This window comes from Nakamurella sp. UYEF19, assembly GCF_040546275.1.
Classification (GTDB): Bacteria; Actinomycetota; Actinomycetes; order Mycobacteriales; family Nakamurellaceae; genus Nakamurella.
In genome coordinates this window covers 116,460-131,303 of record NZ_JBEPNO010000011.1, presented here as the reverse complement: position 1 = coordinate 131,303, position 14,844 = coordinate 116,460, and the positions used below count along the sequence as shown (strand labels likewise).

The following is a 14,844-nucleotide window of genomic DNA, read 5'->3' as shown; positions in this document are numbered from 1 at the left end:
GGGCCGGCCTCCACGGCCGGCCCGGACGGGTTCTCGAGGCAGAAAGAGTCCACCTTGTGACCGCAACGCAGCAGACACCGGTTCCGCAGGCCCCGATCGAGAAGCCGTTGGCCAAGAATCGCCGTGTGCGAAGGCTGACCACGAAGGACCGGGTCGTCATCTCGTTGATGATCGGTATTCCGACCCTGATCGAGGCCGTTCTGGTCTGGTTCCCGGCCATCGGTTCGATCATCCTGTCGTTCGCCAAGTGGAACGGTGTCGGCTCGTTCGGAAAGATCGAATGGATCGGCACGACCAACTACGCCAACGTATTCGGCATCGATCCCAATTTTTGGCCGGCCGTGCGGCACAACCTCATCTGGTTGGCCTTTCTCGCGTTCATCGCCAGCCCGGCCGGCATCTTCCTCGCTGTCCTCCTTGATCGGGAACTGCCTGGCAGCAAGATCATGCAGAGCATCTTCTTCCTGCCGGTGATGTTCTCCCTGGCCCTCGTCGGGGTGATCTGGCAGTTGATCTTCTCGCCCGACCAGGGCCTGATCAACGGTGTTCTGGGCACCAAGATCGACTGGTTCGGCAACCCGAACATCAATCTCTGGGCGGCGCTGATCGCGGCCAGTTGGAAACACATCGGGTACATCATGGTGCTCTACCTGGCCGGCCTGAAGGGTGTCGACCCATCGCTGCGGGAAGCGGCGGCGATCGACGGCGCCACCTCCCGGCAGACGTTCTTCCGGGTGGTCTTCCCGGCCATGAAGCCGATCAACATCGTCATCGTGGTCATCACCGTGATCGAGGCGCTCCGGGCCTTCGACATCGTCTTCATCATCAACAAGGGCACCAACGGCCTGCAGTTGCTCGCCACGATGATCTACACGAACAGCGGAGCGGCGGCCCGTGTCGGGTACGCCTCCGCCCTTGCCGTCATCCTGCTGGTGATCGCGCTGGTCCCGATCATCAGCTACCTGACCCAGGCATTCAAGGAGGACAAGCGATGACTTCCAGGGCGAGCGAAGCGACGGGCAGTGTCGCGGGCCTGCAGCCTCCCGCCTCGGAACCCGTGGCGCGCAGGAGGGAGAAGAAGGCAGCCATTCCGACCGGCTCGCCGCTGACCCGCGGCAGCAAGGGCGGCCGCATCGGGATCCTCATCTTCCTGATCATCGCCGCCGCACTGTGGACGATCCCACTGCTGTGGACCTTCTACACCTCGTTGCGCCCCAACGACTACTTCGCCGACCACTCCTTCTTCTCGGTGGGTGGTCCGTACAACTTCCAGAACTACGTCGACGCCTGGCAGCAGGCCCAGCTGCCCAAGTTCTTCCTGAACTCGGCGATCATCACCATCCCCGCCGTGGCCCTGACGCTCATCCTCGCCTCGTTCGCCGCGTTCAAGCTGTCCCGGGTGTCCTGGCGGTTCAACGTGCCGCTGCTGATCCTCTTCACCGCCGGAAACCTGCTGCCGCAGCAGGTCCTGGCCACCCCGCTGTTCCAGATCGCCAAGCACACCCCGCTGCCGGCGTCGATCTCGGATTCCGGCTCGTTCATCAACACCTACTACATCGTCATCGCGGTCAACGTCGCATTCCAGCTCGGTTTCTGCACGTTCGTCATGAGCAACTACATGAAGGCGCTGCCGATCGAGCTGACCGAGGCGGCGCAGGTCGACGGCGCGAGCATCTGGAAGCAGTACTGGAAGATCATCCTTCCTCTCTGCCGGCCCGCGCTGGCCGCCCTGGCAACGCTCGAGGTCATCTTCATCTACAACGACTTCTTCTGGGCGTTGCTGCTGGTGCAGAAGGGCGATCGCCTTCCCATCACCTCCGGTCTGAACAACCTCAACGGGCAGTTCGCCACCAACTACAACCTGTTGTCGGCGGGCGCCCTGATGTCCGCGATTCCGGTGCTGATCGTGTACCTGGTGCTGCAGCGTCAGTTTGTCGCCGGTCTGACCCTCGGAGCCAACAAGGGATGACGGAGGACCTGAAGGCGGCCAGGGGTTCCCTGGCCGCCACCCTTCCCGACCGTGCAGAACACTTCTCAGCGTCGATGGCCAAGGTCACCGAGCGGCTCGGCGGTGCTCTCGCGTTCGGAGGAGACTACAACCCCGAGCAGTGGCCGGAAAGTGTGTGGCCGGAGGATGTCTCGCTGATGCAGGAGGCCGGCGTCAACCTGGTGTCCGTCGGGATCTTCTCCTGGGCACTGCTCGAACCCGCTCCGGGCCAGTACGACTTCGGCTGGCTGGACCGGATCCTGGACCTGCTGCACGCCGGCGGGATTGCCGTCGATCTGGCCAACGCCTCGGCCACCCCGCCGCCCTGGCTGTCCCACCGCCACCCGGAGTCGATGCTCGTCGACGTCGACGGGGTCACCCGGAATTACGGTGGGCGGCAGGCGTTCTGCCCGTCCTCGGCCGCCTACCGCGACGCTGCGGCCGCCCTGACAACCGCGATCGTCGATCGTTACGCGGCCCACCCCGCCGTGGTGATGTGGCACGTGCACAACGAATACGGCAACCACAACTGGAGTTGCTACTGCCAGGTCTCCGCCGAGGCGTTCCGGAAGTGGTTGCAGCGTCGGTACTCCACGCTGGACGAGCTGAATTCGGCCTGGGGCACCACCTTCTGGAGCCAGCACTACTACGACTGGGCCGAGGTGCTGCCGCCCCGCACGCCCGCCTACCAGACCTTCGCCAATCCCACCCAGCAGCTGGACTTCTCGCGCTTCTCCTCCGACGAGCTGCTGGACTGCTACCGGGCCGAGGCGCAGATCGTCCGCGACCGCTCCGGTCTTCCGGTGACGACCAACTTCATGCAGTTCTGGAAGCCGATGGACTACTGGCGTTGGTCGCAGGAGATGGACCTGATCAGCAACGACCACTACCGGTTCGCCGCGCTGGGTCCCGACGGTGCCACCCACGATCTCGCGATGGCCGCCGACCTGGTGCGGTCGCTGGCGGATGACGCACCCTGGCTGTTGATGGAGCATTCGACGTCCGCGGTCAACTGGCAGCCGCGAAACCCGGCGAAGGCTCCCGGACAGATGAGACGTGACAGTCTGTCCCACGTTGCGCGTGGCGCCGACGGCGCCCTGTTCTTCCAGTGGCGGGCCTCTCGCGCCGGCGCGGAGAAGTACCACTCCGCAATGCTTCCGCATGCGGGTACCGACAGCCGGCGCTGGCGCGAAGTCTGCGATCTCGGTGCCGACATCGCGGCCTTGGCGGACGTCGCCGGCAGCCGGACCCGGTCCCGAATTGCGATCGCCTTCGACTGGCACTCCTGGTGGGGTGTCGAGCTCGATTCGCACCCCAGTGTCGACGTCGACCAGATGGAACGGGTCCGCCGCTGGCACCGGCTCCTCTGGCAGAACGGTTACACGTGTGACTTCGTCCACCCCGACCGTGATCTGAGCCGCTACCAGGTGGTCCTGGTCCCGGCGCTCTACCTCTGCACCGATGACGCCGCAGCCAATCTTGCCTCGTTCGCCGAGAACGGCGGCACGGTGGTGGTGGGGTACTTCTCCGGGATCGTCGACGTCGACGATCACATCCGCCTCGGCGGCTATCCCGGGGCGTTCACCGATCTGCTCGGCATCCGCACCGAGGAATTCTCCCCGATGCTGGCCGGAGACGTTGTCCCGCTGACGGTTTCGCCCGATCTCGATTACGGTCCGCCCGAGAGCGGCGAAGGCGATCCCCCTGTGGGCAGTACCTGGTCGGAGCTGATCGGCCGAGTGGAGCCCGACGTCGAGGTGCTGGTGTCCTTCGCCGGTGGCCAGTGGGCCGGCGAACCGGCTGTCACCCGTCGGGTCCTCGCCGCCGGTAGAGGATCGGTGCCCGGCTCCGCCTGGTATGTCGGGACCGAGTTGGGCACCGACCTGCTCGCCGGGCTGTTGGTCAAGGCGTGCGCCGCGGCCGGGGTGCAACCGGTCCTGGACATGGAAAGCTGGCCGGCCGGTTTCGACGCCGTCGTCCGGGAGGACGAACACACCAGCTACCTCTTCGCGTTCAACCACGGATCCGAGGCAGTCCCCCTTGTGTGCGAGGGAACAGATCTGCTCACCGGAAAGCCATGGGACACCGGCACTTCACTCCCGCCCGGCCAGGTCGCGGTGGTGGCAACGCCGCTGGTCGCCGCCCCATGACATTGCCGATCAGGACATGGCCGGTCATGACATGGCCGGTCATGACATTGCCGGTCATGACATTGCCGGTCACGACATTGCCGGTTACGACATTGCCGGTCACGACACTGCCGGGCGGACGCATCTCATCGATCCCGGGGAAAGGACGACTACCGTGCTGGCGACACAACGACGTGAGCTGATTCTGGCCGAGGTGGAGCGGGCCGGGGGCGTCCGGGTCAGCGAACTGACCGAACTGCTGGGTGTCTCGGACATGACGGTCCGCCGTGACCTGGAGCAGCTCGAGGCCCACGGCTGGCTCAGGAAGGTGCACGGCGGCGCCGTGCTCGCCGTCAGCAGCGTCGAGGAACCCGGGTTCGAGGCCAAGAGCTCCATGCAGCAGCCGGCGAAGCGTGCCATCGCCGCCAGGGCGGTGTCGCTGGTCGAGCCGAACTCCTCGATCGCCATGTCCGCCGGCACCACCACGTGGATGCTGGCCCGAGGTCTGCAGGGCGCCACCGAGCCGCTGTCGGTGGTCACCAACTCGACGACCGTGGCAGACATGCTCGCCGCAGGCGGGCAGCCGCTGCACATGAGCGTGGTGCTGACCGGTGGCGTCCGCACGCCGAGCGCGGCCCTCGTCGGGCCGATCGCGGACCGCGCCATCGCTTCGTTGCACGTCGACCGGCTGTTCATCGGCGTGCACGGCATGGACGCCCGGGCCGGTTACACCACGCCTAATCTCGCCGAGGCCCAGACCAACCAGGCGCTGATCGCCAGTGCCCGTCAGGTGGTGGTGCTGGCCGATTCGACCAAGTGGGGGACCGTCGGCCTTGCCGACTTCGGCCGGTTGTCCGTGGCCGACGTCCTGATCACCGACGAGGGCATTTCCGATGAGGCCAGGCAGGTTCTCGAGGATCAGGTCGGGGAATTGATCGTGGTGCCGGTGCACGAGGGTGCGCTCGCCGGCAACGACTGGAGTTCTTCATCGCGAAACGGAGAAATAGTCCGGTGACAGCTGTTTCCAAGGCCGGCGGATTCGCTGTGGACGGGTCGTCGGGTGGGGCACCGACACAGGATCCCGCCGGGAACCTGGTGCACCTTCGCCGGGAGGGCGTCAGCGTGCTGATCGACGCCCGCGGTCCTGGACAGCCCGTGGTGCTGCACTGGGGTGCGGACCTGACGGAGTTGTCGCCGTCCACCCTGTCGTCGCTGGCCCGAGCCATGGTCCCGGCGGTGCCGCGCGCCGTCACCGACGAACCGCTGCCCCGTGGTCTGCTGCCCGAAACCGCGGGGGGCTACCGCGGACGGCCCGGTCTGTCCGGGCACCGCGCGGGCGGCAGCGCGCCGACGCTGCTGCAACTGGCGAGCGTGCAGATCGACGGGAAGACACTGTCCGCCGGGGATCCCGGGAGTGGCGCCTCGGTCGAGTTCGAGCTCGTCGACGAGGCCGCCGGGCTCTCGGTCCGCTCGTGGTGGTCGCTGCGGGTGTCCGGTCTGCTCGAGGTCCGTCACCAGGTCACCAACACCGGGCAGAGTGCGTACGAACTTCGCGAACTGGCTGTCGTGCTGCCCGTCCCGCAGCAGGCCCTGGAACTCATGGACTTCACCGGACGCTGGTGCCGCGAAAGAGCTCCCCAGCGCAGGCCTTTCGTCATGGGCGCAGTGACCAGGGAGAACCGACGGGGACGGACGGCAGCCGACAGTGCCTTCCTGACGATCGCCGGGAGCCCGGGCTTCGGCAACCGTCACGGATCCGTCTGGGCGACGCACCTGGCCTGGAGCGGCGACCAGATCACCTGGGCCGAGGCGCAGCCCGACGGCACCAGGATGCTGGGTGCCGCAGAACTGTTGTCGCCTGGTGAGATCGAGCTCGCGCCGGGTGAGTCGTACGCCACGCCCACAGTTTTCGGCGCCTTCTCGAGCGCCGGCCTGGACGGGGTCTCAGACCGCTTCCACACCTACCAGCGTTCGCTTGCCTCCCACCCGTCATCGCCCCGGCCGGCCGTGCTGAACACCTGGGAGGCAGTGTATTTCGATCACGACCTCGCCCGGCTGAACGACCTCGCCGACCAGGCGGCAGCTCTGGGCATCGAGCGGTTCGTGCTGGACGACGGCTGGTTCGGCGGCCGCCGCGACGACACGACTTCGCTGGGTGACTGGGACGTCTCGTCGGAGGTCTGGCCGGATGGCCTTGGACCCTTGGTGTCCCACGTCACCGGGCTCGGGATGCAGTTCGGCCTGTGGGTCGAGCCGGAGATGATCAACCTGGACTCCGATCTCTACCGCGCCCACCCGGACTGGCTGCTCGCACCCCCGGGGGTGATCCCTGCGCAGGCCCGCCAGCAGCAGGTGCTCGACGTCGCCAACTCCAGCGCAAGGCAGTACCTGTTCGCCAAGATCGACGGTCTGGTCAAGGAATACGGGATCAGCTTCCTGAAATGGGACCACAACCGGGATCTCGTCAATCCGATGCACCAGGGACGTCCCGGCGCCCATGCCCAGACGTTGGCCGTCTACCGCCTGATGGACGATCTCAAGGCGGCCAATCCGTCACTGGAGATCGAGAGCTGCGCCAGCGGCGGGGCTCGGGTGGATCTGGGCATCCTGGCCAGGACCGACCGCGTCTGGGCCAGCGACTGCAACGACGCCCTGGAGCGGCAGCACATCCAGCGGTGGACCGGGTTGTTGCTCCCGCCGGAGCTGATCGGCGCGCACGTCGGGCCGGCCACCTCGCACACCACCGGCCGCACCCAGGGTCTCGCGTTCCGGGCCGCCACCGCGCTGTTCCAGCATTTCGGCGCAGAGTGGGACATCAGCGCGGCCAGTCCGTCCGATCGTGCGGCGTTGGGCGCCGTGATCGCTGCCTACCGGCGGCTGCGGCCACTGCTGCACACCGGCACCGTGGTGAACGCCGATCACCCGGACCCGGCCGCCACGGTGTCGGGAGTGGTGGCCAAGGACGGCTCGGCCGCCGTGTTCTCGTACGCCCAGCTGACCAGCGGCGTCGGCGAAGGTCCGGTGCCGATGCGGTTCCCGGGGCTGGATCCGGATCGCGACTACACCGTGACGGTGCTCGACCCGACCGGCGAGACCGGGTTCGTGCACCGCGAGCCACCGCTGTGGATGGCGGACGGCTCCGTCACGCTGTCCGGTCGAATTCTGGAGACGGTCGGCCTCGCGGTGCCGGTGCTGCACCCCGAGCAGGCCCTGCTGCTGGAGCTGACCGCCCGGTAGAACGGGACCGGCTGCCCGTCGCACCGGTATGACCCCAGCTGCACCGGTATGACGACGGGCGGGCCTACCGGTGACGGCTGGGTCATACCGCTTGGCCCGGGGCGTTGGCTGGGTCATACCGCTCGGCTGCACCTCTTGCCGTCGAGATCATCCGGCCCGCCGCGGATCAGGCCCTCTTGAACACTGCCTTGACGATGAGATGGTTGTGCACGCCGGCGCCCATCTTGGTCCAGTTGAGGCTCCACTCGGTGCGGTCCAGGTCGCCCTCGGCGGTGACCGTGACAGCGCCCGGTGCGGCGGAGTTGATGGTGCCGACGAGTTCGAGCGGGTGGGTCTGCCCGTGTGCGGTGAAGGTGCCGAGCAGGGTCAGCTTTCCGTCGGTGGCCGGCTTCACGCCGGTCAGCGTGTAGGTGAAGGTCGGGTACTTGGCGACGTCGAAGAAGTCGTCGGTCGCCAGGTGGGCGTCCCGCTTGGCCATGCCGGTGCCGACCGAGGCCGGGTCGATGACCAGGGTGCCGGTGACGGTTCCGTCGTCGGTGGCGACACCGGTGCCGGAGACTGCCTTGAACGTGCCCTTGACGGGCAGGAGCCACATCGCCTTGGTGCGGAACTCGATGCTGGTCGCCGCTGCGTCCAGCGTCCACGTGCCCACGTAGGCGGCCAAACTGGTGTCTGCCATCGGAAGAACCTCCACAGGTTTTGTCGGATCCGGTGAACCGGAGATCGTGGATGACCCTACACGAATACTTCGGATGGCCGAAGTGTTTGGTCGTGGTGCGGTAATCTGGATCTCATGAGGGCCAGCCGTCGCGACCGCAGCGAGGAGGTCCCGACGGCGTCCGTCGAGGCGGAGGGCGAGACCCTGCAGGAGTGCCTGCGCAAGCTCGTGCAATTGCTGCCACAGGTCACCAGGGGCCTCCGTCGGCGGCATGTGCCGATGGGTGTGCAGGAGGCGAAACTCGGCCCGCGCCATGGGGTTGCGCTGTCCTTGCTGAGCGAACACGGTCCGCTCACCGTCGGCCGGCTGGCGTCAGAGCTCGGCCTGACGCTGCCCACCGTGAGTGGGATCATCGCCGACGTCGAACAGGCCGGTTTCGTCGAGCGCTCCGCCGATCCGGAGGACCGGAGACGGACGATCGTCACCCTTCTTCCGCAGCACGACAAGGCCCTCTCGACCTGGCTGGACGGCGCGACGGCGCCGATGGCCCGGGCGCTCGACAAACTCAGCCCCGGTGAGCGCACCACGTTCCTCAAGGGCATGACCTTGCTGGAGGCCGAGTTGAACGATGGTCAGCAGCTCCCGCCGCCCTGTCCGGGAATGCCCTGTTCGTGACCGCACGACGGACCGGCGTCAGCCCGGTGCGGCGGTGCTGACAGACTGACGATGTCAGGAACAGACCCACCGGTCACGCTCCTCGCCCCTTGCGGGACCAACGTCGACCGGGAGAACGGAGGACATCTTGCCCACCAAGATCACCGTCATCTACGACAATCCGACCGACCCTGATGCCTTCGAGGCGGGCTACGCCGACGGGCAGGTGGATCTGGCCTCGGCGCTGCCGGGACTGCAGTCCATCGAGACCTCGAAGGTGTGGCCGAAGGAGGACGGTTCGCCGACCCCCGCCTACCGCACGATCGACCTGTACTTCCCCGACTACGCCACGGCCAGTGCTGCGGTCTCCACGGAGCAGGCGGGTGCGCTCTTCCCGAGTATTTTCGGTCTTGCGACCGGCGGCGTGCGGATCCTCTTCTCCGAGGTCGAAGTAGCCGTGACGTTCTGATGCTCACGGCTCGGACATACTGCTGGCTATGGGGAAGATGAGCTTGGGACTGGACGACCGGTCCGCGCGGCTGATCCACGGCAGGGATGTCTGGATGCAGATCAAGGGCCTGTTGTCGGGGTACAACGACGTGCGGGCCGCGATTGCCTTCGTCGGGTCGGACGCCGATCAGTACCTGCCGCTGCGCGGACCGGCCACCATCGTGGTCAACGCGGGTGATGCCGCGCTGGCGTCGGGTGCCACCGATCCGCAGGTGCTACTGCGATGGACCCGCCGCGGTGTCCGGGTCCACTCGTTGGATTCTCTGCACGCCAAGGCGTTGCTCGCGGTGGGCAATCCGTCCTTCGTCGTCGTCGGTTCGGCGGACGTGACATCGTCGTCCGGCAGATCGTTCGACGAGGCGGTGCTGGTCGCCGACGAGAGCGAGACGGTGGAGGAACTGCACGGTGCACTGCAGGAGTGGAAGCGCAGGGCGGGTGAACCGTTGACGGAGGCCTGGTTGCAGGAAGCCTCCTCGCGATTCCGTCCGCCGGTTCCCCACCGCGCAAGCTCGGCGGATCGGCAGGTCGAGCGTGTTGCGGCGGCGGCACCCGTGCGTCCGCCCGCACCGGTGAATGTGTCGGCGCCCCGGCCGGAACCCGTTGCATCGGAAACCTTCACATCCGAACCTGCCGCATCCGAACCCGCCGTACCAGCGTTGCTGGAACCGTCAATCGTGGAGCTGTCACCGATGCCCGAGAGCGTCGCAGGATCTGAGGACGAAGCCGGGGCTGCTCAGCCACCGGAGGCCGTCGCGGTATCGGAAAGTGCAATCGACCCGGGAAATGCAGTCGCACCGGAAACGGCGGGCGAACCGGAACCCGCGGTCGTGCCGGACAGCGCGGTCGTGCCGGAGAGCTCAGCCGTACCGGCGACTGCCGTCGAGCCGGAGAGCGCCGCCGTTACGGAGAGCGCAGCCTTACCGGAGAGCGCGACCGCACCGGAGACTGCCGTCGAGCCGGAGGACGACGGGGTGGTCGAACCGGTGGAGTGGCCGCGGCCCAAGTACATCTATCTCGCCACCCTCACCCAGGACGGAAGGGCCTCCGAGTCGGCGCAGGAGCAGCTGGAACAGCTCCGGTCCGAGTACCGGGCGCCGACATCGACCTCGCGTGCTGCCGTCCTGGACGTCGATGTGTTCTGGAGCGACGAGGCGCCCCGCTCGTCCGGCAAGCCGCGCCCGACCTATCGCGCGGGCTGGCACATCGTGCCGATCTCGGTGCCGGCGTCCGGCCGTCCCGCGGTGCTCTCGGCCGTCACCTCACCGGGGCGGGTGCTGCACTCGTACACCGAGTACGTCGGCGGTCCGGCGCGCACCTACTACTACCTGCTACAGCATCGGGCCGGGCCGTCCACCACCTTCCGCAAACTGCGGGAGGCGTTGACCGCAGTCGGCGAGAAGCCGTCGTACGACCACGCGTACATGATGCAGCACAAGGTGGCGGCCATCCTGGACCTCTGGCCGGAGATCGACTACAGCGACTGAACCTCGATGTCCGCTGACTGCCCGACCGGATCGTCGAGCAGGCCCAGCCGAAAGGCAGCGACCTGCGGCTCACTCACCGCTATCCCCGAATGTCGGTCCGTAGCCAATCAGTCGGCCTGTTCGGCGTGGAGCGGGGACAGAGCGGGGTCTGGCGAGGCACACTGGCCGAGGCGACGTGTGCGGCGCCGGACCGATCGGCGCAGATGGCGAGGGATGAATGATGCAGGATCGACCACCGACCAGGACCCGCAGCACGCGATTCGGACGATTCGGACGGCTCCTCACGGCGTCGTCGTTGCTGGCCTCCGGTCTCTTCGCGGTCGGAGTGGCCGCGGCGCCGGCCGCCCTCGCGGACCCGAGCCCGGCGCCGGCCGGCAGCAGCCAGCTGATCACCGTCGGCGCTCCCAGCAGCAGCTCCACGACGGCTACCGTGACCGCCTGGCAGCGGGGGAGTGACGGGATCTGGCGGGTCGCCATCGGCCCGGTCGGCGGGATGGTCGGCGGCGCCGGGATCGGCGCAGCGTCGGAGGGCAGCGAGCGCACGCCCGCCGGCACGTTCGCCCTGACCCAGTCGTTCGGCCGTCAGGCGAATCCCGGCACCCGCATGCCGTACTTCCAGACGGACACGAGCGATTGGTGGGACGAGAACCCGTCGTCACCCACGTACAACCTGCACGTCCGGCAGTCCTCCAGCCCCGGCGGCGCCAGCGAGAACCTCTACAACTCCGGCAGCGTGTACGACTACGTCGTCAACATGGACTACAACCTGGCTCGGGTGCCAGGCGCGGGGTCGGCGTTCTTCCTGCACGTCTCCGACGGCACGCCCACCGCGGGCTGCGTCTCGGTCTCCCGCACCACGATGGCGGCGATCCTGCGGTGGCTCGACCCCGCGCAGCATCCCTACATCTCGATCCGGGTCGGCCCCCCCTGGAAGGCGCCGACGCCGTCGGTGCCGGTCGGTCGCGCGGATTCGATGAAGGCAACGGGCGCCCGGCAGATCACCGTCGCGGGCTGGGCATTCGATCCAGGTTCGCCCAGTTCCGCGCAGGTCAGGGTCACTGTCACGGGTCCGGCCGGCACCAGCTCGGCCACCGTCCGGACCGGAATCGGACGACCGGACGTCGCCCGTGCCTACACCTGGGCCGGCGCCGGAGCCGGCTACCGGGCGGTCGCGACGGCACAGGGCCTCGGGCAAAACCTGGTGTGCGTCAGCATCATCCCGGCCAGATCACCCAGCCGACCGGTCTCGATCGTCTGCCACCACCTGCTGGTGCAGAACGAGTTCGGCCGACTGGACTCGTTGTCAGTCAGGGGCAACGTCATCATTGCGGTGGGATGGGCGCTGAACCCGACCAGACGCGAGGCGGTGGTGGCGATCCGGCTGTACGACACCGCGGCCAGGTCCACCGTCATCGGTGACATCCGCGCGACCCAGAGCCGTCCGGACGTCGCCCGCGTCTACCCCGGCTACAGCGCCGGACACGGCTACCGGATCAGCTTCCGGGCGCTGTCGAAAGGCACCCACACCGTCTGTGCAGTGGCACTTCCGGAGTATGGGAGCTACAGCGCGGCCACCCTCGGCTGCAAGAAGATCGTCGTTCCCTAGCAGGTGGCCTGCAGCATGAACGGTGAATTCTGAGCCGCTCCGGCAAGGTCTCGGACGTGGACGTTGACCGCTCCGCCCACACTTCCGCCCCCGAGATAGTCGATGAACACCAGGTAGGTGGAGGCCGTCGACCACAGCGTCGCAACGACCGCGCAGCCGACCATGCTGTGGTTGAACTGGACCTGATAGTTGCCGGTCGACGGCCTACTGGCGCTGAGCACCGTCGTTCCACCGTAGTAGAGATTGCCGACGACGTCGATCAGGACGCTGTCGGACTGCGTGTAGAAGCCGGTCACGTCGATGATCAGGTGGGTGGGGCCGCCGAAGTTGTAGATCGTCAGGCCAGCGGGACTGTCCGACAGGCTGAGATTTGCGCCGACCGTCATCCCGGTCGCTTTGAGGTAGGTCCCGAAGTTGGCGAGCGGTCGGGCAGTCCCGGTCGGAAAGCCGATGAGGTATCCGTTGTTGGCCGACTGGGTCGTCGTCACGGACGCCGTGATCGCCTTCGCATGGGCCGGGATGCCGCAACCGCCGGACTTTCCACCCTGAGGAGCGAACCCCATTGCTCCCGTGACCGTGATTGCGCGCTGCGTCACGGAGGTGAAGATCCCGTGCCCGCCGTCTCCCTTCCGGCTGTCGACGATCCGGCAGGGCGTGATCGGATGGAAGACGGTGTCACCGATGCTCGGAAGGGTGGACAGCGGTTGGGAGGTCCGGCCGGACGCAACTGGTCCAGGATCCGCCGGTGTTCTGAGCCCGGCGGCTCCCGAGGCGGAACTGCTCGCGAGCACGACGCAGGCGACAACCGGAATCAGCAGAACAGTTCGTAGATTCATCACGGCCACGTTCCTTCGGGAGGCTATTGATCCAGACCGTATTCCCCCTGTCAATACCCCTGTCAGGGCTCGCGCCCCCGGGCAGCCCTCAAGCGGTGCGGGTCTTCTTCCGGTTCATCGTGTCCATCGACATCTCCTCGAGTTCCAGGCCTTTCGTCTCGGGGATCTTCGCCAGCACGAAGAAGAAGGACAGCAGCGCGAACAGGGCGTAGAGCCCGTAGGTGAGGCCGAGCGAGAAGTCCCGCAGCGGCGGGAAGGTCACCGTGATGAGGAAGTTGAAGACCCAGTTCGCGGCGGTGGCGATGGCCATCGCCATGGCGCGGATCCGGTTCGGGAACATCTCGCCGAGCAGCACCCACATGACCGGGCCCCAGGATGCGCCGAAGAACACCACGAACAGGTTCGCGCAGATCAGCGTGGCCACCCCCCAGAAGCCGGAGAGTTGAGGTGCCAGAACACCTTTCGCGTCCGGCACCAGGGTCGCCTGGGCGAACCCGAGTGCCATCACGGCCAGCGAGACGAACATTCCGACGGAGCCGATCAGCAGCAGCTTCCGCCGGCCGATGCGGTCCACCAGCAGGATGGCGATCACCGTCACCACGACGTTGGTGACCGAGGTGATCACCGAGGCGGTGTAGGAGAAAGAATCCTTGAAGCCGACCGACTTCCAGAGCGACGTGGAGTAGTAGAAGATCACGTTGATGCCGACCAGCTGCTGGAAGGCGGCGAGCAGGATGCCGACCCAGACCAGCGGGTGCAGCCCGAACCGCTTGCCGCGCAGATCCTTGAACGAGGGCTTGTCGTCGCGGGTCACAGACCTGCGGATGTCGGCGATCCGGTCGGTGATCTGGTCTGGGGTCTCGCCCAGCACCCGGCGCAGCACCTTCGCGGCCGCCTGGTCCTTGCCCCTGGCCACCAGGAACCGTGGCGATTCGGGGATGCCCAGCGAGAGCAAACCGTAGATGATCGACGGGATCACCCCGACCAGGAACATCCACCGCCAGGCCTCGAGGCCGAACCACTTCGTCCCGAGGGCGCCCCCGTCGCCGCCCGCGAGCCAGGCGTCCGAGAGCAGCGCGACGAAGATGCCCAGCACGATGGCCATCTGCTGGAGCGAGGCGAGTCGACCCCGCAGGCCCGCCGGTGCCACCTCCGAGATGTAGGTCGGCCCGATCACCGACGCGACGCCGATGCCGAGACCACCGATGAAGCGCCAGATGCCAAGTTCCCAGACCGAGAACGACAGCCCGGAGCCTATGGAGGACACCAGGAACAACACGGCCCCGGCCAGCATCACTCTTGGCCGGCCCCAACGATCAGCGAGCATCCCGGCGTACCAGGCGCCGACGGCGGAGCCGATCAGCGCCACCGCGACGACGAACCCGGTGACCCCGGAGCCGAGGGAGAAGTGGCTCTCGATCGAGTCGACCGCCCCGTTGATGACGGACGTGTCGAAACCGAACAGGAACCCGCCGACGGCGGCCGCGATCGAGATCGCGGTGGCCCTGGCCGGGTGGCGCTCGCCGTGGTCCTCGTACCGTGCATCTCGTACGGCGCTGTTGTCCACCATCGATCAGAACCTGCCCTTCGCTGCGTACGCCACCGTCGCGGACGTCCTCGTCCTACGGGAGCAAGTGACCCGTTCGGACCGCGGTTATTCATCCTGATCGGTGCCGCGCCTCGATGCGCCGGACTTCTGGCTGGTACCGGTGGTTGTCCGGGATTGGTTTCGGGAATGATGTC

General features: G+C 67.2%; 12 protein-coding genes. 9 read left to right on the top strand and 3 right to left on the bottom strand.

Features of this window, described 5'->3' with window-relative positions:
* Positions 1 to 56: 56 nt before the first annotated feature.
* The 5 genes from ABIB25_RS16255 (at position 57) to ABIB25_RS16235 (ending at position 7,353) form a co-directional block, all read left to right on the top strand.
* Positions 57 to 995, top strand: a complete 939-nt coding sequence (locus ABIB25_RS16255) for a carbohydrate ABC transporter permease (RefSeq protein WP_354529509.1) — start codon at positions 57 to 59, stop codon at positions 993 to 995.
* Positions 992 to 1,969 (top strand): carbohydrate ABC transporter permease, encoded by a 978-nt coding sequence (locus tag ABIB25_RS16250; RefSeq protein WP_354529508.1) that lies wholly within the window; start codon positions 992 to 994, stop codon positions 1,967 to 1,969. The genes ABIB25_RS16255 and ABIB25_RS16250 overlap by 4 nt, the downstream gene beginning before the upstream one ends.
* Positions 1,970 to 2,043: 74 nt before the next feature.
* Entirely contained in the window at positions 2,044 to 4,137 is a 2,094-nt protein-coding gene (locus ABIB25_RS16245) for a beta-galactosidase (RefSeq protein ID WP_354529570.1), read from the top strand.
* Between the two features lie 154 nt (positions 4,138 to 4,291).
* Positions 4,292 to 5,131 (top strand): DeoR/GlpR family DNA-binding transcription regulator, encoded by an 840-nt coding sequence (locus tag ABIB25_RS16240; protein WP_354529569.1) that lies wholly within the window; start codon positions 4,292 to 4,294, stop codon positions 5,129 to 5,131.
* Positions 5,128 to 7,353 (top strand): alpha-galactosidase, encoded by a 2,226-nt coding sequence (locus ABIB25_RS16235; protein WP_354529507.1) that lies wholly within the window; start codon positions 5,128 to 5,130, stop codon positions 7,351 to 7,353. The genes ABIB25_RS16240 and ABIB25_RS16235 overlap by 4 nt, the downstream gene beginning before the upstream one ends.
* Before the next feature lie 166 nt (positions 7,354 to 7,519).
* Here ABIB25_RS16235 and ABIB25_RS16230 read toward each other — a convergent pair whose 3' ends face one another.
* Positions 7,520 to 8,032 carry a YceI family protein gene (locus ABIB25_RS16230; RefSeq protein WP_354529506.1) on the bottom strand — a complete coding sequence of 171 codons (513 nt, stop codon included), beginning with the start codon at positions 8,030 to 8,032 and terminating at the stop codon, positions 7,520 to 7,522.
* A 114-nt stretch (positions 8,033 to 8,146) separates the two neighbouring features.
* On the opposite strand from ABIB25_RS16230, the gene ABIB25_RS16225 reads away from it, so the two are divergent.
* The 4 genes from ABIB25_RS16225 (at position 8,147) to ABIB25_RS16210 (ending at position 12,265) form a co-directional block, all read left to right on the top strand.
* The gene (locus ABIB25_RS16225) at positions 8,147 to 8,686 is read left to right on the top strand and encodes a MarR family winged helix-turn-helix transcriptional regulator (protein WP_354529505.1); all 540 of its coding nucleotides are present in this window, start codon (positions 8,147 to 8,149) and stop codon (positions 8,684 to 8,686) included.
* Between the two features lie 127 nt (positions 8,687 to 8,813).
* Positions 8,814 to 9,134: an EthD family reductase gene (locus ABIB25_RS16220; protein ID WP_354529504.1), complete on the top strand. Its 321-nt coding sequence runs from the start codon at positions 8,814 to 8,816 to the stop codon at positions 9,132 to 9,134.
* A gap of 28 nt (positions 9,135 to 9,162) precedes the next feature.
* Positions 9,163 to 10,659 (top strand): phospholipase D-like domain-containing protein, encoded by a 1,497-nt coding sequence (locus ABIB25_RS16215; RefSeq protein WP_354529503.1) that lies wholly within the window; start codon positions 9,163 to 9,165, stop codon positions 10,657 to 10,659.
* Between the two features lie 220 nt (positions 10,660 to 10,879).
* A complete protein-coding gene (locus tag ABIB25_RS16210; protein ID WP_354529502.1) occupies positions 10,880 to 12,265 on the top strand; it encodes a L,D-transpeptidase family protein in 1,386 nt (461 codons plus the stop codon).
* Here ABIB25_RS16210 and ABIB25_RS16205 read toward each other — a convergent pair.
* Both ABIB25_RS16205 and ABIB25_RS16200 read right to left on the bottom strand, forming a co-directional pair.
* Entirely contained in the window at positions 12,262 to 13,101 is an 840-nt protein-coding gene (locus tag ABIB25_RS16205; RefSeq protein ID WP_354529501.1) for a hypothetical protein, read from the bottom strand. The two genes, ABIB25_RS16210 and ABIB25_RS16205, sit on opposite strands and share 4 nt — an antisense overlap.
* Positions 13,102 to 13,189: 88 nt before the next feature.
* A complete protein-coding gene (locus tag ABIB25_RS16200; protein WP_354529500.1) occupies positions 13,190 to 14,671 on the bottom strand; it encodes a sugar porter family MFS transporter in 1,482 nt (493 codons plus the stop codon).
* Positions 14,672 to 14,844: the final 173 nt, after the last annotated feature.

What these genes read in the sequence shown, in the direction of transcription:
- ABIB25_RS16245 (WP_354529570.1), top strand. Translation starts at nt 2,044, where the DNA reads ATGGCCAAGGTCACCGAGCGGCTCGGCGGTGCTCTCGCGTTCGGAGGA.
- ABIB25_RS16225 (WP_354529505.1), top strand. Translation starts at nt 8,147, where the DNA reads ATGAGGGCCAGCCGTCGCGACCGCAGCGAGGAGGTCCCGACGGCGTCC.
- ABIB25_RS16215 (WP_354529503.1), top strand. Translation starts at nt 9,163, where the DNA reads ATGGGGAAGATGAGCTTGGGACTGGACGACCGGTCCGCGCGGCTGATC.
- ABIB25_RS16230 (WP_354529506.1), bottom strand. Translation starts at nt 8,032, where the DNA reads ATGGCAGACACCAGTTTGGCCGCCTACGTGGGCACGTGGACGCTGGAC.
- ABIB25_RS16200 (WP_354529500.1), bottom strand. Translation starts at nt 14,671, where the DNA reads ATGGTGGACAACAGCGCCGTACGAGATGCACGGTACGAGGACCACGGC.
- ABIB25_RS16205 (WP_354529501.1), bottom strand. Translation starts at nt 13,101, where the DNA reads ATGAATCTACGAACTGTTCTGCTGATTCCGGTTGTCGCCTGCGTCGTG.
- ABIB25_RS16250 (WP_354529508.1), top strand. Translation starts at nt 992, where the DNA reads ATGACTTCCAGGGCGAGCGAAGCGACGGGCAGTGTCGCGGGCCTGCAG.
- ABIB25_RS16210 (WP_354529502.1), top strand. Translation starts at nt 10,880, where the DNA reads ATGCAGGATCGACCACCGACCAGGACCCGCAGCACGCGATTCGGACGA.